We start from the raw sequence: 16,357 nt of genomic DNA on the forward strand, positions 1-16,357 counted from the left end.
CCACGTTCATTTCGCGATACATCGTGGTTGACCCGTCCGGGTGAACGAGATATGTTCGCCCACGAGTATTCGACGACGAGGTGAAGGGCGGTGAGGGTCGGGTGGCAAGGCGGCGCAAGCTCAGCAATCCACTGGCACTCACGGTCATGGTGCTGCTCGCCGAGCGATCCATGCATCCGTACGAGATCGCCCAGACGCTGCGGCGACGCGGCAAGGAGCACAGCGTCAAGATCAATTTCGGTTCGCTGTACACCGTCGTCCAGAACCTGGAGAAGCACGGATACGTCGAGGTCGCGGGCGTCCAGCGACAGGGCAACCGTCCCGAGCGCACGCTCTACGGGATCACCGCGGCCGGGCGGGCGGAGATGCTCGAATGGCTCTCCGATCTGCTTGCCGTGCCGGCCGCCGAGTATCCGGTCTTCGAGACGGCGCTCTCACTTCTTCCGGTGCTCCCGCCGGAGGACGTGGCGGAGCTGATGGAGACCAGGGAGGCGGCGCTGGAGGTCCAGGCCGCGGCGCTCCGGGGAGTGCTCGGCCAACTGGGGGAGAAACTGCCCCGCGTCTTCGTCGTCGAGACCGAGTACCAGCTCCACATGATCGACGCCCAGCTGGAGTGGATCAAGAACTTCCACACGGAACTCACCGAATGCACGATCAGTGGCATCGACGAGTGGAAGTCCTTCCACGAAACCGGTGAAGTCCCGCGGAAATGGCAGGACCTGGACGAACAGGAAATCGTCCTGGACCCGGAGCGGAAGGCCTGACACAGGACCGAAGAAAGAGAAAGACCCCGGTGGAGGCTGTTGGAGCAGCGACCGCCGGGGTCTCGAACCCCGGACCGGCCACGCCGTGAAGGCGAGCCTGGCGATCGAGGTGCGGCACACCCAGGATAGCCCGGCGCTCTTCACGCGGATCGGCTCGGCATGCCCGAGTGCTCGGTGCACCCGAGCACCCCGCTGACCACAGGAGAGCTCTGTCATGAGCACCCGTGCGCCCGCAGTCGCGGCGCGACACCTGATCAAAACCTATCCCGGCGACGTCACCGCACTGGCCGGCATGGACCTCGACATCGATGCCGGCACGGTCTTCGGACTCCTCGGCCCCAACGGCGCCGGGAAGTCCACGACCGTCAAGATCCTCACCACCCTGGCCCGCCCCGACTCCGGCACCGCGAGCGTCGCCGGACACGACGTGCTGCGCCACCCCGACCGGGTCCGCCGCGCGATCGGCGTCGTCGCCCAGAAGTCCGGCGCCGACCCGGTCGCCACCGGCCGCGAGAACCTCCTGCTCCAGGGCCGGCTCCACGGAATGCGGGGCGCCGCCGTCCAGCGCCGCGCCGATGAGCTGCTGGACCGCTTCGCTCTCGCCGACGCCGCGAATCGCCAGGTCAAGGGGTATTCCGGCGGAATGCAGCGACGCCTCGACGTGGCGCTCGGCCTGGTCCACCGGCCCGAGGTGCTCTTCCTCGACGAACCCACCACCGGACTCGACCCCGAGGCCCGCACGGCCATGTGGGACGAGATCTCCCGGCTGGCCGGTGACGAGGGGCTGACCATCGTCCTCACGACGCACTATCTGGAGGAGGCCGACCGGCTCGCCGAACGCATCGCGATCGTCGACCGCGGCCGGGTCGTCGTCGAGGGAGCCCCCGACGACCTCAAGGGCGAACTCCGCGGCGACGCCGTCCATCTGGAGCTGCGTGCGGACGGCGACACGAGGGCGATCGGCGCCGCGCTCACCGGACTGCCCGGGGTGCACGAGGTGCTGGTCGACGGCCGCCGCGTGAGCGTCCGTGCCGAGGACGGCGCCGCGGCGGTCCCCGTCCTGCTCGCCGCCCTGGAGCGGGCCGGCGCGGCGGTCGCCGCCGCCACCGTGGCCCGCCCCTCCCTCGACGACGTCTATCTGCGCTACGCCGGACGCCGTTTCTCCGAGGCCGAGGCCGCGGATGCCCGGCAGGCCCCTGCCCCCACCCCCGCAGGAGACGTCCGATGAGCAGTCGAGCTCTGGCACAGACGTGGTACATGACGCAACGCCAGCTCATGGCGATCGTCCGGCAGCCGATCTTCCTGGCGATCTCCCTGGTCCAGCCGGTGATCTGGCTGTTCCTGTTCGGCAACCTCTTCAGGAAGGTCGTCGAACTGGGCGGCTTCGGCACCACGTCCTATCTGGACTACCTGATCCCGGGCATCGTGGTGATGAGCGCTCTCGGATCCAGCATGTGGGCCGGCATGGGAACCCTGGAGGAGATCGAGCGGGGCACGCTCAACCGCTTCCTGACCACCCCGGTCAGCCGTAACGCGCTGATGAACGCCAACGTCGTGCAGAACGGCATCAGCACCGCCGCGCAGTCCGTCGTCATCGTGCTGCTCGGCCTGGCCGCCGGGGCCACCTATCCGGGTGGCGCGGGCGGGCTGCTGATCCTGGTCGTGGCGTCGATCCTGCTCGGCACGGTCTTCGGCGCGCTCTCCAACGCCCTGGGCATGCTGGTCCGTGAGCGTGAGTCGATCATCGGCATCAACACCTTTCTGCTGCTGCCGCTGACGTTCCTCTCCTCCTCCTTCATGGCTCCGAGTCAGATGCCGTCCTGGATGCGGCACATCGCCGACTTCAATCCGGTCAACTGGGCTATGGTCGCGGGCCGTTCGGCGCTGAGCGCCGAGCCCGAATGGGGTGTGGTGCTCAGCCGCGGGGGAGCCCTGCTGCTACTCGCCGTGGTGGCGGTCCTGCTGTCGACCCGCACCTTCCGCTCGTACCAGAAGTCCGTCTGACGGACACCGCTGCGGCGACGCGCGGCCGGCCCGGTCCGGGGTCCCCTTCCCGGGCCGGGCCCTCGGCCCCGGCACCGCCCGTAGCGCGAGGAAGACCAGCAGCGCGATCGGCGACAGCAGAATCGTCAGTGCCAGCAACGGCCCCATCACCAGTGGAGAGATCCCCAGCCGGCGGCCCTCCAGGAACATCCACTGGCCCAGCAGCAGATCCCAGGCGATGACCTGCGCCCAGACCGCCCCCGCGCCGTTGGCCAGGGCCGTCAGATCGCGGAAGGTGTCGATGTCGGGGCTGCGCACCGCGTCCCAGAGCTCGGGGAAGACCGGCAGGGCCATGACGAGATGGACCGTCAGCACCGGCAGAACGGTGAGCGGGGAGGCGGCGAGGCGTGCGGTGGGGCGCCAGTTCGGCGCGAGGATCATGAGCAGCCAGAACGGGGCTGCCAGCAGGAACGAGATCTCGAAGAGCGCGCCGGTCATGCCGCAGCCTCCCGCTCGGCGGAACCGGAGTCCGCATCGGTACGGGCCGCCCGCGGCACCGGAGCCGACCGCAGTGCCCCGTAGCCGCACACGCCGGTCGCCGCCACGATCAGGGCCGCGGCGCCGAGTGTCGCGCCGTCCGGGTGGATCAGCGGTTGGCCGCGCAACGCCTGCCAGGTGACCAGTGCGACGAGCGCCGCGTACGCACCGGAGGCGACCATCACCAGCCGCAGCCGGACGCGTGGGTCGCGCAGCCGGGGGAAGCGTGCGGCCAGGGAGACCAGCGCGAGCAGGAAGAGCGGCAGCAGTTGGAGCGCGTGCATGCCGACGAAGTGCGGTATGCGCAGATCGCCACCGGTCGTCGACCAGCCGGTGAGGGGCATCGACGGACCGCCGTCCGGTACGCCGACGGAATGCGCGCCTATCACATCGGCGGTGTCCAGGTTCCCGGCCGCCCGCTGCTCGGGCGTCGGCCGCGTCATCAGGAAGCCGAATCCCGCGCCCACCAGGGCGAGCAGGACACCCGAGCGGATCGCCCAGGCGGCGGCCCGGTCGGCGATCCGGGCGCGGAGCAGCAGGACGGCTATGACCAGCGTGCCCACCCAGAGCACGGCCACCGTGACGCCCATGACGCTGAACAGCGTCTCGTCGAACGGGGTGGCGTGGTTGAAGTGGCTGCGCTTCCCCCGGATCACCTGACCGGTGATGATCACCATCTCGCCCAGGCCGGACAGGGCGACCACGGTCCCGGCCCACCATCCGGCGCGCCGGCCCCGGGTGACCGGCGTCAGCATCCAGGCGAGCGCGAGTGCGTACACGACGAACGAGACCGCGAACTTGAACGGTTTGAACCAGATCGCCGAGCCGGCCAGCACCCGGTCGTCGGCCACCAGTCCCACGGCCGAGACGACCGTCATCACGGCCATCGCCGCCGCGAAGAGGACTAACGGCCGATGCCAGGAACGCCAGGAAGTCATGAGGATCCCCCCTCGAAATTATGGATAGTGGAACTTACCGCTATCCGATAGCGGAACTATCTATGATGGTTCGGGGGGTTGGCAAGCGCGGAAGGAAGAACACGCGGTGCGCATCGGTGAGTTGAGTCGCCGGTCCGGGGTCCCGGTACCGACGATCAAGTTCTATGTACGTGAAGGGCTGCTGCCTGCCGGGCAGTTGACCAGCCCGAACCAGGCGAGCTACGACTCCGGGCATGAGCGCAGGCTGCGGCTGATCCGCGCGTTGCTGGATGTCGGAGGGCTCTCGCTCGCGTCCATCGGTGATGTGCTGAGGGCGGTCCAGGACCCGGAGCAGCCGGTGCACAAGGTGCTGGGCGTCGCGGCCAAGCGCCTTGCCCCGCTGCAGGGGGACGAGCCGGGGCCCGAACTGGACGACGCCCGCGAGGAGGTGGCGGAGCTGGTGGAGCGGCGCGGCTGGCGGGCCGAGGCGCACGGCCCGGCAGGTGAGTGTCTGGCCGGAGTGATCGTCGCGCTGCGGCGGGCCGGGCACGGCGGGTTCGTCGAACTGCTCGACGACTACGCGGCCGCCGCCGAGCCGGTCGCGCGGGCCGACCTCGACTATGTGGGGCGCCGGGTGGCGCGCGAGGACATGGTGGAGAGCGTGGTCGTCGGCACGGTGCTGGGGGAGGCGATGTTCAGCGCGCTGCGACGGCTCGCGCATGTGGACGCGTCCTCGCGTGCGTACAGCGACGGTGGTGGCGACGGCAACGGCGACGGTGTCGGTGCGGTCGGGGGCCTCGTCGGGGGCGGCCCGGGTGGCGGCGGGAGTGGTCCGGGCCGGGGCGGGGCGGGAGCCGACGGGCCGGGTCCGGTCCTGTAGGCCGCGAGGCCGGTCCGCGCGGCGCGAGACGGGGCCGGGCGGACGCGGGTCCGGCCGGGTCGACCGCGAGGCCGGTCCGGGCGGCGGCGACCGGGAACGGTGCGGGCGGCGGTGACCGGGGACGGTGCGGGCGGCGGTGACCGGGGACGGTGCGGGCGGCGGTGACCGGGGACGGTGCGGGCGGCGGTGACCGGGGACGGCGCGGGCCTCCGGTGAGTGTTCAGGCGGCCTTCCGGGACGGTGCGCCCCTCCCGGAAACACCTGTGCCCCGGCCTGCGGGCGGGGCACAGGGGCCGTGCGTGCCGGTCAGGCCGCGTTCTCCTGCTCGCGCTCCACCTGCGCGTTCCATTCGCGCTTGACCGAGCGCCAGGCGTCGTCGTTCTGGCCGAGCCGCCAGTAGCCGGAGATCGACAGCTGGGGCAGCGGGATCCGGCGGTCCAGGCGCAGATGGCGGCGGATCTCCTTCACGAAGCCCGCCTCGCCGTGGACGAACGCCTGGACGTCGCCCGCCGGGAACTCCAGATCCTTCACCGCGGCCGTCAGTGCCTCGCCGACCGGGCGCTCCCCGCGGTGCAGCCAGGTCACCTCCACCCCGTGGGGCGTCACGATCTTCTGCTCCTCCGTCGCGTCCGACACCTCGACGAACGCGTGCACCACCGCGCCCGCCGGCATCTGCTCCAGGGCCGCGGCGATGGCCGGCAGGGCGCTCTCGTCGCCCACCAGCAGGTGCCAGTCCGCCGACGCGTCCGGACCGTAGCCCCCGCCGGGGCCCAGGAAGGTCACCTCATCGCCCGGGGCCGCCCGCATCGCCCAGGGGCCGGCGAGACCCTCGTCGCCGTGGACCACGAAGTCGATGGCCAGCTCCCGGGCGACCGGGTCCCAGGAGCGCACGGTGTAGGTGCGCGTGGTCGGCCACAGCTCGCGCGGCTGCTCCTCGCGGATGCGGGCCACGTCGAACGGGTGCGGGTAGTCCGCGCCCTCGGGGGCGAAACAGAGCTTGACGTAATGGTCGGTGAACCCGGAGAGCCCGAAACCGGCGAGGCCGTCACCGCCGAGCACGACACGCACCATGTGCGGGGTGATCCGCTCGGTGCGCAGAACGCGGGCCCCTTGCGCCTTGGGTGCCTGCCGCGCCGGTCGTTCTGCCACGAGGTTCTCCCTGCTCCGATTGCTTAGGCTTACCTAAGCTAGCACCTCATGCGCGCAGTGTGGAGCGCAGGCGCTGCAGCGCACCGCCCAGTCCCCACCGCTTCGCGAGGGCTTCGAGGGCGTCGGGATCGCGCGGCTCGGCTGGCAGCGCGGGGTCGAACTCCGGCAGGGGCACGTCACCGGCGACGCGGACCACCCTCGGCGCGACGGCCACGTAGTCCCGGGCCTCGTCGAGCCGCTTGCGCTGCGAGGGCGTCAGCTTGGCGGCCGGGTCGTCGACCGCCGCCATGATCCCGTCCAGATCGCCGAACGCGTCCAGCAGCTTCGCCGCCGTCTTCTCGCCGATGCCGGGGACGCCCGGCAGTCCGTCGCTCGGATCGCCGCGCAGCAGGGCCAGATCGGCGTAGCCGGAACCGTCCACCCCGTACTTCTCCCGCAGCCAGGCCTCGTCGGTCAGCTGGAGCGAGCCGACCCCCTTCAGCGGGTAGAGGACCCGCACCCCGCGGGCGTCGTCGACCAGCTGATAGAGGTCCCGGTCGCCGGTGACGATGTCCACGGGGCCGGTGGCCAGGCCGGTGAGCGTGCCGATCACGTCGTCCGCCTCGTAGTCGGCGACACCGACGCGTGCGATGCCGAGCGCGTCGAGAACGGCCTCGATGACCGGCACCTGCGGGGCCAGGGTGTCGGGGGTCTCCTCCTCGTCGGGCAGCCCCTCGGCCGTCTCCACCGCCACGCGGTGCGCCTTGTAGGAGGGGATCAGCTCCACCCGCCAGTGCGGCCGCCAGTCGGCATCCATGCAGGCGACCAGCTCGTCCGGCCGGTGGTCCTGCACCAGGCGTCCGATGAAGTCGAGCAGCCCGCGCACGGCGTTGACCGGCGTTCCGTCCGGGGCGCGTACCGAATCGGGAACCCCGAAGTAGGCGCGGTAGTAGAGGGAGGCGGTGTCGAGGAGCATCAGGCGTCGCGTCACACACCGATCATGCCGCACCCCACTGACAGCGGCCGTCCCGTACACCGGTGGGTGTCGAGGTCAAGAGGTGTGCGGCCCCATGGCGGCTATTTATATGTGACTCGGGTCACTCTTCTGTTTGGCTCGTGTAAGTGGGGGCAGGCGCGCAGCCGGAGCGGATCACGTAGCAATTTCAACTGATGCACGTGCCATGCGGGCCGAATCCGTGCCGCTCCACGGTCTGCCGGAGGGGGTGGCGGACCGTTTTTCGGTTCAACGCGCGAGGTGTATGTGTCAAGGCTGCAAGCCGAGCACTTGTACAAAGTGTTCGGCAGACGACCCGATCAAGCCGTGCAGAAGCTCGAAAGCGGCGCCGACCGCGACGAGCTGCGCGCCGACGGAACGACCGCAGCGGTGATCGACGCCTCGTTCACCGTCGACCCGGGACAGATCTTCGTCGTGATGGGTCTGTCCGGGTCCGGGAAGTCCACGTTGCTGCGCATGCTCAACGGGCTTCTGGATCCCACCGCCGGACGCGTGTTGTTCGACGGCCAGGACCTGACCGCCCTGAGCCCCGCCGAACTGCGCCACGTCCGGTCCTCCAAGATCAGCATGGTGTTCCAGCACTTCGCGCTCTTCCCCCACCGGAGCGTGCTGGAGAACGCCGCGTACGGACTGGAGGTGCAGGGCGTGCCGCGCGCAGAGCGCGAGAAGCGCGCCGCCGAGGCGTTGGAGCTGACCGGTCTCGCCGGCTGGGAGAAGTCCTGGCCCGACGAGCTGTCCGGCGGCATGCAGCAGCGCGTCGGCCTGGCCCGCGCCCTGGCCACCGACGCCGACCTGCTGCTGATGGACGAGTCCTTCAGCGCGCTCGACCCGCTGATCCGCCGTGACATGCAGGACCAGCTGCTCGAACTCCAGAAGCGCCTGAAGAAGACCATCGTCTTCATCACCCACGACCTCAACGAGGCCATGCGCCTCGGGGACCGTATCGCCGTGATGCGCGACGGGAGGATCGTCCAGCTCGGCACCGCCGAGGACATCCTCGTCACCCCGGCCAACGACTACGTCGCCTCCTTCACCCAGGACGTCGACCGCACCCGGGTGCTGACCGCGGGCGCCATCATGGCGGAGCCGCACACCGTCATGGGCACCGGCACGGACGACGGCGAGGAATTGCGTACCGCCGACGACGTCCTCAGGGCGGCCCCGGCCACCGTCACCGAGTCCACGCCGATCATCGAGCTCTTCACGCCCTGCTCGCGGAGCGGAGTCGCGGTCGCCGTGACCGATGCCGAGGGCAAGCTCGTCGGCGTCGTGCCGCGGGCCCGGCTGCTCGCCGTCCTCGGCGAGCCGATGACCCCCACCGAGGCCCCCGAGGACGTCACGGCCACCGCGAAGAAGGTGGCCAGTGTTTAGGCTCCACCTGGGTGACTGGGTCGACTCCGCGGTCGACTGGCTGCAGACCCACCTGTCCTGGCTGTTCGACGCGATCAGCTCCGTCGTCAGCGGCATGTTCGACGGCATAGCCGCCGTCCTCTCCGCCCCCGCGCCGCTGCTCTTCGCGGGCATCGTCGCCGTCATCGCCTGGTGGCTGCGCGGTCTGCTCGCGGGGGTGCTCGCGTTCGTCGGCTTCGCCGTCATCGACTCCGTCGAGCTGTGGGACGAAGCGATGGACACCCTCACGCTGGTTCTCGTCGCCACCATCATTGCGCTGGTGCTGGCCGTGCCGGTGGGCATCTGGGCGTCCCGCTCCAAGACCGTCAGCGCGGTGATCCGGCCGGTCCTGGACTTCATGCAGACCATGCCCGCCATGGTCTATCTGATCCCCGGCGTCATCTTCTTCGGCGTGGGCGTGGTGCCCGGCATCATCGCCACGATCATCTTCTCGCTGCCCCCGGGCGTCCGGATGACCGAACTCGGCATCCGCCAGGTCGACGCCGAGCTCGTCGAGGCGGCCGAGGCCTTCGGCACCACCCGGCGCAACACCCTGCTGCGGGTGCAGCTGCCGCTGGCCCTGCCCACGCTCATGGCGGGCATCAACCAGGTCATCATGCTGGGCCTGTCCATGGTGGTCATCGCCGGCATGGTCGGCGGCGGCGGCCTCGGTGGCGCCGTCTACCGCGCCATCGGCAATGTCGATGTCGGCCTCGGCTTCGAGGCGGGCATCTCCATCGTCATCGTGGCGATGTATCTGGACCGCATGACCAGCGCGCTCGGCCGTGAGGTCTCCCCGCTCGCCCGGCGTGCGCTCGCCAGGGCGCAGGCGATGGCCGGCGGGCTGAAGATCTGGAACCACCGCCCGCAGCCCGTCGTCGCGGTCGCCGGCATCGTCGTCCTCGCACTCGTCGCGGGCGGCCTGGGCCTCTTCGGCTCCTCCCGCTCGGACAAGTCCACCGCCGCCGGCGCCTCGGACATCGGCGCGGGCAAGAAGATCAGCATGGGCTACATCCCCTGGGACGAGGGCATCGCCTCCACCTTCCTGTGGAAGGAGATGCTGGAGCGGCGCGGCTTCCAGGTCGACGTCAAGCAGTACGAGGCCGGTGCGCTCTACACCGGTATGGCCAACGGCCAGATCGACTTCGAGACCGACTCGTGGCTCCCGGTCACCCACGCGAGCTACTGGAAGAAGTACCAGGACCGCCTGGAGGACATGGGCTCCTGGTACGGCCCCACCTCGCTGGAGCTGGCCGTCCCCTCGTACCTGAAGGACGTCCGGTCGCTGGACGATCTCAAGGGCAAGTCCTCGCAGTTCAAGGGCCGGATCGTGGGCATCGAGCCGAGCGCCGGCGAGATGGGCCTGCTCAAGGACAAGATCCTGCCGGGGTACGGCCTGGACAAGGAGTACAAGGTCGTCGACGGCTCCACGCCGTCGATGCTGGCCGAGCTGAAGCGCGCCTACGCCAAGAAGGAACCGATCGTCGTCCCGCTCTGGTCGCCGCACTGGGCGTACAACCAGTTCGAACTGACGAAGCTCAAGGACCCCAAGAACCTCTGGGGCAAGGGCGACGGCATCCACACCCTGGCCCGCAAGGGCTTCTCGTCCGACAACCCCGAGGTCGGCACCTGGCTCAAGAACTTCAAGATGAGCGAGGACCAGCTCACCGGCCTGGAGGCGGAGATCCAGAAGGCCGGCTCCGGCAAGGAGCAGGAGGCCGTCCGTACCTGGCTGAAGGCCAACCCGGGCGTCGCCGACAAGTGGACCCCCGTCGCCGAGGCCGGTGCGGCCAAGAGCACGAACGGCAAGGACGAGCGCGACCGTGCCGTCGAGATGGCCTGGTTCCCCTGGGAGGAGGACATCGCCGCCACGTACCTGTGGAAGGCGGTCCTGGAGGAGCGCGGCTACAAGATCAACCTCAAGCAGTTCGAGGTCGGTCCTATGTACACGGCGATGTCCCGCGGCCAGATCGATGTGCAGTTCGACGGCTGGCTCCCGTACACCCAGAAGAACTACTGGGAGAAGTACGGCTCCCGGCTGACCGACATCGGGTCCTGGTACGGCCCGACCTCGATCGAGGTCGCGGTGCCCGACTACGTCAAGGACGTCACGTCCCTCGCCGACCTCAAGGGCAAGTCCTCGCAGTTCAAGGGCCGGATCATCGGCATCGAGCCGGGCACCGCCACGATGGAGAACCTCAAGAAGAACGTCCTGCCGACCTACGGCCTGGACAAGGAGTACAAGGTCGTCGACTCCTCGACGCCCGGCATGCTCGCCGAGCTGGAGCGCGCGTACGCCAAGAAGGAGCCCGTCGCGGTGCTGCTCTGGACGCCGCACTGGGCGTACGACGAGTTCGGCATGACCAAGCTGAAGGACCCGGAGAAGGCCTTCGGCGACGGGGACCGGCTGCACACGATCGCCAGCAAGGAGTTCCCGAAGCAGTACCCGCAGCTGACGAAGTGGTTCAAGGACTTCAAGCTGAGCGAGGACCAGCTCGCCGGCCTGGAGAACGAGATCCAGCAGCGCGGCACGGGCCATGAGGAGGAAGCCGTGAAGGCCTGGATGGAGAAGAACCCGGGTATCACGGACAAGATGGCTCCGCAGTAGGGCCCGGAGCACCGGAAAGGGGTGGGCGCCGCCGTCGGCGGGCCCACCCCTTCGGGCTGTCCGGACGCTCGTGAACCGGCCGACCTTGCGCAACCGTATGCGTAATGTGCCCGCAGCCGGAAGGATGACGAGTCGGGAGGGAGCCGGACATGGACGACAAGGAAGCACTCCGCGTGGGCGCCGCGGTCCGCCGACGACGCAGATCCCTGGGGCTCACCCTGGCGGCGGTCGCCGGCCGCAGCGGCCTGTCCGTGCCGTTTCTCAGCCAGATCGAGAACGAGCGCGCCAGGCCCAGCGCCCGGTCCCTGGACCGGGTCGCCGAAGCCCTGGAGACCACCACGGCACGGCTGCGGGCCGCCGCGGACTCGGCGCGCGCCGTCGACGTCGTGCGGGCGGGCGAGGGAGACGGGGTGCGCAGGGTGGTGCGCGGACGCCACCAGCTCAGCGCCCTGGAGTTCACCGGCGAACTCGACCTCGGGCGCGAGTTCCAGCACCGCAACGACGAGCTGATGTACGTGGTGCGGGGTGCGGCGGAGGTGGAGGCCGAGGGGCAGGCACACCGGCTGGAGGAGGGCGACACGCTGTTCCTGTCCGGCGGGGTACGACACCGCTGGCGGGCCACGATGCCTGGTACGCGGCTGCTGGTCGTCGCGGTCGCCGAGCACATCGACGCCACTTTCGAGCCACGTCGCTGAGGGAGGAGCAGTCGCCGTGCGAGTCGTCTCCCTGGTCCCCTCGCTCACCGAGGCCGTCGCCGTCACCGCCCCGGGCCTGCTGGTCGGCGTCACCGACTGGTGCACCCATCCGCCGGGCCTGACCGCCGCCCGGATCGGCGGCACCAAGAACCCCGACGTGGCCGCCGTCGTCGCGCTCCGGCCCGATCTCGTCGTCGCCAACGAGGAGGAGAACCGCGCGAGCGATCTCGCGGCGCTCGGGGACGCCGGGATCGAGGTGCTCGTCACCGAGGTCCGCACCCTCGACCAGGCCTTCGAGGAACTGGAAAGGGTCCTGGTCACCGCCTGCGGACAGGCCAGACCGCGCTGGCTGGACGAGGCCGAGGCCGCCTGGGCCGCGCTCCCGACGCCCCGCGCCCCGCGCCGTGCGGTCGTGCCCGTCTGGCGCAGGCCCTGGATGGTGCTGGGCCGTGACACCTTCGCCGGGGACCTGCTGGCCAGGCTCGGTGTCGACAACGTCTACGCGGACCACGCCGAGCGTTATCCCCGGATCCCGCTCGACGCGCTCAACACGGCGGGTGCCGATCTGGTCGTCCTGCCCGACGAGCCGTACCGCTTCACCGCGGACGACGGGCCCGAGGCGTTTCCCGCACTGCCCGCCGCACTCGTCGACGGGCGATTCCTCACCTGGTACGGGCCGTCGCTGGCGCAGGCGCCTTCGGCGCTGCGAGCAGCGCTCCGCTGAACAGCCCGCGCAGCGTCCGGAGCCCGGCCACCGCCCACGCCGTCACCAGCAGCACGTACAGCGCGACGGCCAGCCAGGTGTACGCCGTCAGCCCGGTGTGCCGGGCCAGACCCGTGGCGCCGGTGACACACGTACCGACCGGGAAGGTGAAGCCCCACCACGTCATGGTGAAGGTCATGCCGTTCCGCGCGGCCCGCACCACCATCGCGAGGGCCAGCGTCAGCCACATCAGCGCGAAGCCCATCACCGGCACCCCGTACAGCACGGCGAACGCCTTGAGCCCTGAGACATAGGGCTCCCCGATCGCGCCCGACGCCACATCGGCGAGCTGGTTGACAGCCGTCGTCGACTGGCCCAGCGGACCGAGGACCAGGAACAGCGTGGGCGTCAGCGCGAGCGGCAGCGGGCCCTCGTGGACGAGGCGGGCGAAGATCAGCGGCAGCATCACCAGCGTGGCCAGCAGACTCAGCCCGAACATCGCGTAGCAGGCCAGCAGCAGCGCCTCCCGCCACTGACCGGCGGGCAGCTCGGGCACCAGCAGTGGGCCGAGTGCCGCGGAGACCATCGGGGCCACCACCGGCAGCAGCCAGACAGGCGACGCGGTGCCGGGCGCGACCCGGTGGCGTACGACCATCAGGTACGGGATCGCGACCGCGGCGGCCAGCCCGATCAGGGTGCCCGCCGTGTACAGCACCACATCGAGCGCCAAGGCCGCCTGGTGCCCGATGACGTCCCGGCCGACCACCATCGTCGAACCGCCGACGGCGAGCAGGGCCATCGCGAGACAGCCGTAGAACGGGGCGACGGTCGGGTCGAGCAGATGGGTGCGGGCCTGGTCGCGATGGGCGATCCAGTGCCCGGTCCGGGCCGTGAGTATCACCGCGAGCATCACCGTGGCGAGCGCCCACACCACCGTGCAGGCACCCCGGAGTCCCGGGATGTGCACGGGCAGCGTCGCACCCGCGCTCGCGACGATCGAGGTGCCCATGACGCTTGCGTACCAGTTGGGGCCGATGTGCCGCAGGTGCGGGAGCCGTGGAGCGGGCGCATGCGTGGCTGGGGACTGCTGAGTCTGCGGAAAGATGGCCATGCCACGATTTTCGGCGCGCGGGTCCGGCCCCCACCAGGGATCCCGTCTCTATGAGGTCATAAGCTGACTTTATGTCCGGTGAACAGTACATTCCGCTCGGGCACCGGGTTCCCGACCTCGGTGCGCTGGAGCTGCTCCTCGCCGTCGCCCGGCACGGCAGTCTGGGGCGCGCGGCACGGGACGTGGGCGTCACCCAGCCCGCGGCCAGCAGCCGCATCCGGTCGATGGAGCGGCAGCTCGGCCTGGCCTTGCTGGACCGTTCACCACGCGGCTCCCGGCTCACCGACGCGGGTGCGCTGGTCACCGACTGGGCGCGCAGGATCGTCGAGGCGGCGGAGGCGTTCGACGCCGGAGCGCAGGCGCTGCGCGACCGGCGCGACTCCCGGTTGCGGGTCGCCGCCTCGATGACGATCGCCGAATACCTGCTGCCGGGCTGGCTGATAGCGCTGCGCGCCGAACGGCCGGACACCGCGGTCTCGCTGCTCGCCGGGAATTCGGCGGCGGTCGCGGGGCGGCTTCTCGTCGGTGAGGCCGACCTCGGTTTCGTGGAGGGCCTCTCCGTGCCGGAAGGGCTCGACGGCACGGTCATCGCCCACGACCGTCTTGTCGTCGTGGTGGCCCCGTCGCACCCGTGGGCCCGCCGCCGCACCCCCCTGACCCCGCAGGAACTGGCCGCGACCCCGCTGATCCTGCGCGAGTACGGCTCCGGCACCCGCCAGGTCCTGGACGCCGCCCTGGCCGTGCACGGCGGCCTCGCCCAGCCCCTGCTCGAACTCTCCTCGACCACCGCGGTGAAGGGGGCGGCCGAGAGCGGCGCGGGACCGTGCGTGCTGAGCGAACTGGCGCTGGGCGAGGAGCTGTCCGCCAGGCGGCTGGTCAAGATCCCGATCGCCGGAGTACGGCTCCGCCGTCAGCTCCGTGCCGTATGGCCCTCGGGCCACCGCCCGACCGGCCCGGCCCGGGATCTGCTGTCGCTCACGGGCCGCGACCTGTAGCGGTCCGGGCGGCGGGCACCGCGGCGGCGCGCCCTCAGGCCTCCGCCGTCCGCGGTGGCGTGAGGTCCGCGAGCGGCGTACGGGATCGGACCGGCCGGGTCGTGCAGGCCGTCACCAGTGCCTGTGTCAGCCGTGGGTCGTCGCCCATCTCCGGATGCCACTGCACCCCGAGCACCCACTGCGCTCCCGGCAGCTCGACCGCCTCGACCGTGCCGTCCGTCGCGTGCGCGGACGCCACCAGCCCCGGTGCCAGCCGCTCCACGCACTGGTGGTGGTAGGTGGGGACGTCGGTCTCCTCGGGCACGATCGACGCGTAGAGGGTGTCCGGTACGGGGGTCACGGGGTGGGTGCCGAGGAATCCGGTCGCGCCCAGTGGGCCGGCGTGCCCGTCGAGGTGCTGGACCAGGGTGCCGCCGAGCGCCACATTGAGCAGTTGCATACCGCGGCAGATGCCCAGCACCGGTGTGCCGGACTCCAGTGCGGCCCCGATCAGGGCAAGCTCCCAGGCGTCGCGCTCCCGCGCCGGCGGACCGGTCCGGAAGTCGCGCTCCGCGCCGTACCGTTCCGGTTCCACATCGGCACCGCCCGCGATCACGAGACCGTCCAGCCGGGCCACCGCGGCCGCCGCCCGGCCGGGGGCGTCCGGGGGGAGCAGCGCGGCGAGGCCGCCGGACCGTTGGACCATGCGTGGATAGGCGGCCGGGAGGAGGGCGGCGGGCAGCTCCCAGACACCCCAGCGCGCCACGGGCTCCAGATAGGTGGAGACGCCGATGAGAGGTTCGGACACGGGACGGTCCCTCCGGTCGGCCGCCTGTGCGGGCGGACTCGGTTCCATGATGTCAATGGTGGCAGAGGATACCTTTGCGATTCCGCGGGCCGGTACAGCAGCGACGGCGGTGCACCCGGCGGGCTCTCAGGTCAGGAACCCGCGCAGCAACGCGGCCGTGCCCGCACAGTGCTCGCGCATCACCGCACGCGCCGCCTCCGCGTCCCCGTCGAGAACCGCCTCGACCAGACTCGTGTGCTGATGCTGCGAATGCTCCAGGTTCCGCACCAGCAGCGGTATGCAGTCGAGCAGGTCGTTGAGCGTGGCCCGGACCGCCGCGTACTGCGCGGTCAGGGTTGCGGAGCCGGAGAGTTCGGCCAGGGTGAGATGGAACAGGGTGTCGATCCTGCGGTACTCGGGCAGAGGTGCTTCGTGAGTCGCCGTCAGAGCCGCACGCAGCCGGTCCGCGCCGTCGTCCGTCAATCCCTGTGCGGCGCACAGCCCGGCGGCCCCGGCCTCCAGCACCTCGCGGAAGCGCAGCACGTCCTCGATGTCGACGGACTCGACCTTCCGGCGCAGCTCGTCCTCGCCCGGACTGCCGGTGCGGGGCAGCACGAACGTCCCGCCGTACCGCCCCCGTCTGCTCTCCACCAGGCCCTGGTCCTGCAGGACCTTCAGCACCTCGCGCAGCGTGACGCGGCTGATCCCCATCAGCTCGGCCAGCTCGCGTTCGGCCGGCAGCCGCCCGCCGCCGGGCACCAGGCCGAGCCTGACCACCTGGAGGATCTGCTCCAGCGCCTCCTCGAAGCCGTTCCCCGCCCGGACCGGCCGCAGTACGGGCATCGGACGGTCGGTGAACTCGCTTT

At 70.8% G+C, this 16,357-nt stretch carries 15 protein-coding genes and 1 pseudogene; 9 read left to right on the forward strand and 7 right to left on the reverse strand.

Annotated elements, in window-relative coordinates; translation table 11 throughout:
- The first annotated feature begins 101 nt into the window (after positions 1–101).
- The 3 genes from ACIQCZ_RS26420 to ACIQCZ_RS26430 all read left to right on the forward strand — a co-directional run bounded on the left by ACIQCZ_RS26420 (position 102) and on the right by ACIQCZ_RS26430 (position 2,768).
- The gene (locus tag ACIQCZ_RS26420; RefSeq protein WP_402285350.1) at positions 102–764 is read left to right on the forward strand and encodes a PadR family transcriptional regulator; all 663 of its coding nucleotides are present in this window, start codon (positions 102–104) and stop codon (positions 762–764) included.
- A 214-nt stretch (positions 765–978) separates the two neighbouring features.
- Complete coding sequence (locus ACIQCZ_RS26425) at positions 979–1,992, forward strand: ATP-binding cassette domain-containing protein (protein WP_402285352.1); 1,014 nt, start codon at positions 979–981, stop codon at positions 1,990–1,992.
- Entirely contained in the window at positions 1,989–2,768 is a 780-nt protein-coding gene (locus ACIQCZ_RS26430; protein WP_402285354.1) for an ABC transporter permease, read from the forward strand. Before ACIQCZ_RS26425 ends, ACIQCZ_RS26430 begins: the two co-directional genes overlap by 4 nt.
- Positions 2,769–2,816: 48 nt before the next feature.
- Here the strand turns inward: ACIQCZ_RS26430 and ACIQCZ_RS26435 are convergent.
- Together ACIQCZ_RS26435 and ACIQCZ_RS26440 are read right to left on the reverse strand one after the other, a co-directional pair.
- Positions 2,817–3,245: pseudogene (locus ACIQCZ_RS26435) on the reverse strand (ABA4-like family protein); the annotation flags it as partial.
- Positions 3,242–4,171 carry a hypothetical protein gene (locus ACIQCZ_RS26440; protein ID WP_402285356.1) on the reverse strand — a complete coding sequence of 310 codons (930 nt, stop codon included), beginning with the start codon at positions 4,169–4,171 and terminating at the stop codon, positions 3,242–3,244. The pseudogene ACIQCZ_RS26435 and the gene ACIQCZ_RS26440, both read right to left, overlap by 4 nt.
- A gap of 157 nt (positions 4,172–4,328) precedes the next feature.
- Between ACIQCZ_RS26440 and ACIQCZ_RS26445 the strand changes: the two genes are divergently transcribed.
- Positions 4,329–5,081, forward strand: a complete 753-nt coding sequence (locus ACIQCZ_RS26445; RefSeq protein WP_402285358.1) for a MerR family transcriptional regulator — start codon at positions 4,329–4,331, stop codon at positions 5,079–5,081.
- Positions 5,082–5,387: 306 nt separating this feature from the next.
- Here ACIQCZ_RS26445 and ACIQCZ_RS26450 read toward each other — a convergent pair whose 3' ends face one another.
- Positions 5,388–6,230 (reverse strand): siderophore-interacting protein, encoded by an 843-nt coding sequence (locus ACIQCZ_RS26450; protein ID WP_402285360.1) that lies wholly within the window; start codon positions 6,228–6,230, stop codon positions 5,388–5,390.
- 46 nt (positions 6,231–6,276) lie between these two features.
- A complete protein-coding gene (locus tag ACIQCZ_RS26455; protein WP_402285652.1) occupies positions 6,277–7,185 on the reverse strand; it encodes a 5'-3' exonuclease H3TH domain-containing protein in 909 nt (302 codons plus the stop codon).
- A 345-nt stretch (positions 7,186–7,530) separates the two neighbouring features.
- Here ACIQCZ_RS26455 and ACIQCZ_RS26460 point away from each other — a divergent pair, with 345 nt between their 5' ends.
- From ACIQCZ_RS26460 to ACIQCZ_RS26475, 4 genes are all read left to right on the forward strand, one after another.
- The gene (locus tag ACIQCZ_RS26460; protein ID WP_376464123.1) at positions 7,531–8,595 is read left to right on the forward strand and encodes a glycine betaine/L-proline ABC transporter ATP-binding protein; all 1,065 of its coding nucleotides are present in this window, start codon (positions 7,531–7,533) and stop codon (positions 8,593–8,595) included.
- Entirely contained in the window at positions 8,588–11,221 is a 2,634-nt protein-coding gene (locus tag ACIQCZ_RS26465) for an ABC transporter permease/substrate binding protein (protein ID WP_402285362.1), read from the forward strand. Before ACIQCZ_RS26460 ends, ACIQCZ_RS26465 begins: the two co-directional genes overlap by 8 nt.
- A gap of 149 nt (positions 11,222–11,370) precedes the next feature.
- Positions 11,371–11,916, forward strand: coding sequence for an XRE family transcriptional regulator (locus tag ACIQCZ_RS26470; protein WP_351079264.1), 546 nt, complete (start codon positions 11,371–11,373; stop codon positions 11,914–11,916).
- 16 nt (positions 11,917–11,932) lie between these two features.
- Positions 11,933–12,640, forward strand: a complete 708-nt coding sequence (locus tag ACIQCZ_RS26475) for a helical backbone metal receptor (RefSeq protein ID WP_402285364.1) — start codon at positions 11,933–11,935, stop codon at positions 12,638–12,640.
- Here ACIQCZ_RS26475 and ACIQCZ_RS26480 read toward each other — a convergent pair.
- A complete protein-coding gene (locus ACIQCZ_RS26480) occupies positions 12,579–13,730 on the reverse strand; it encodes a TDT family transporter (RefSeq protein ID WP_402285366.1) in 1,152 nt (383 codons plus the stop codon). The two genes, ACIQCZ_RS26475 and ACIQCZ_RS26480, sit on opposite strands and share 62 nt — an antisense overlap.
- A gap of 71 nt (positions 13,731–13,801) precedes the next feature.
- Between ACIQCZ_RS26480 and ACIQCZ_RS26485 the strand changes: the two genes are divergently transcribed.
- Positions 13,802–14,725: a LysR family transcriptional regulator gene (locus ACIQCZ_RS26485; protein WP_402285368.1), complete on the forward strand. Its 924-nt coding sequence runs from the start codon at positions 13,802–13,804 to the stop codon at positions 14,723–14,725.
- Between the two features lie 34 nt (positions 14,726–14,759).
- Here the strand turns inward: ACIQCZ_RS26485 and ACIQCZ_RS26490 are convergent, their stop codons facing one another.
- Both ACIQCZ_RS26490 and ACIQCZ_RS26495 read right to left on the reverse strand, forming a co-directional pair.
- A complete protein-coding gene (locus ACIQCZ_RS26490; protein ID WP_402285370.1) occupies positions 14,760–15,512 on the reverse strand; it encodes a gamma-glutamyl-gamma-aminobutyrate hydrolase family protein in 753 nt (250 codons plus the stop codon).
- A 126-nt stretch (positions 15,513–15,638) separates the two neighbouring features.
- The gene (locus tag ACIQCZ_RS26495) at positions 15,639–16,334 is read right to left on the reverse strand and encodes a FadR/GntR family transcriptional regulator (protein ID WP_402285654.1); all 696 of its coding nucleotides are present in this window, start codon (positions 16,332–16,334) and stop codon (positions 15,639–15,641) included.
- Between the last annotated feature and the right edge of the window lie 23 nt (positions 16,335–16,357).

Source organism: Streptomyces sp. NPDC093149 (assembly GCF_044754145.1).
Taxonomy (GTDB): Bacteria; Actinomycetota; Actinomycetes; order Streptomycetales; family Streptomycetaceae; genus Streptomyces.

Excerpts from the sequence above, each read along its gene's own strand:
- ACIQCZ_RS26425 (WP_402285352.1), top strand. The coding sequence starts at position 979 with ATGAGCACCCGTGCGCCCGCAGTCGCGGCGCGACACCTGATCAAAACC.
- ACIQCZ_RS26430 (WP_402285354.1), top strand. The coding sequence starts at position 1,989 with ATGAGCAGTCGAGCTCTGGCACAGACGTGGTACATGACGCAACGCCAG.
- ACIQCZ_RS26440 (WP_402285356.1), bottom strand. The coding sequence starts at position 4,171 with ATGGCCGTGATGACGGTCGTCTCGGCCGTGGGACTGGTGGCCGACGAC.
- ACIQCZ_RS26455 (WP_402285652.1), bottom strand. The coding sequence starts at position 7,185 with ATGCTCCTCGACACCGCCTCCCTCTACTACCGCGCCTACTTCGGGGTT.
- ACIQCZ_RS26470 (WP_351079264.1), top strand. The coding sequence starts at position 11,371 with ATGGACGACAAGGAAGCACTCCGCGTGGGCGCCGCGGTCCGCCGACGA.
- ACIQCZ_RS26480 (WP_402285366.1), bottom strand. The coding sequence starts at position 13,730 with ATGGCCATCTTTCCGCAGACTCAGCAGTCCCCAGCCACGCATGCGCCC.
- ACIQCZ_RS26485 (WP_402285368.1), top strand. The coding sequence starts at position 13,802 with ATGTCCGGTGAACAGTACATTCCGCTCGGGCACCGGGTTCCCGACCTC.
- ACIQCZ_RS26495 (WP_402285654.1), bottom strand. The coding sequence starts at position 16,334 with ATGCCCGTACTGCGGCCGGTCCGGGCGGGGAACGGCTTCGAGGAGGCG.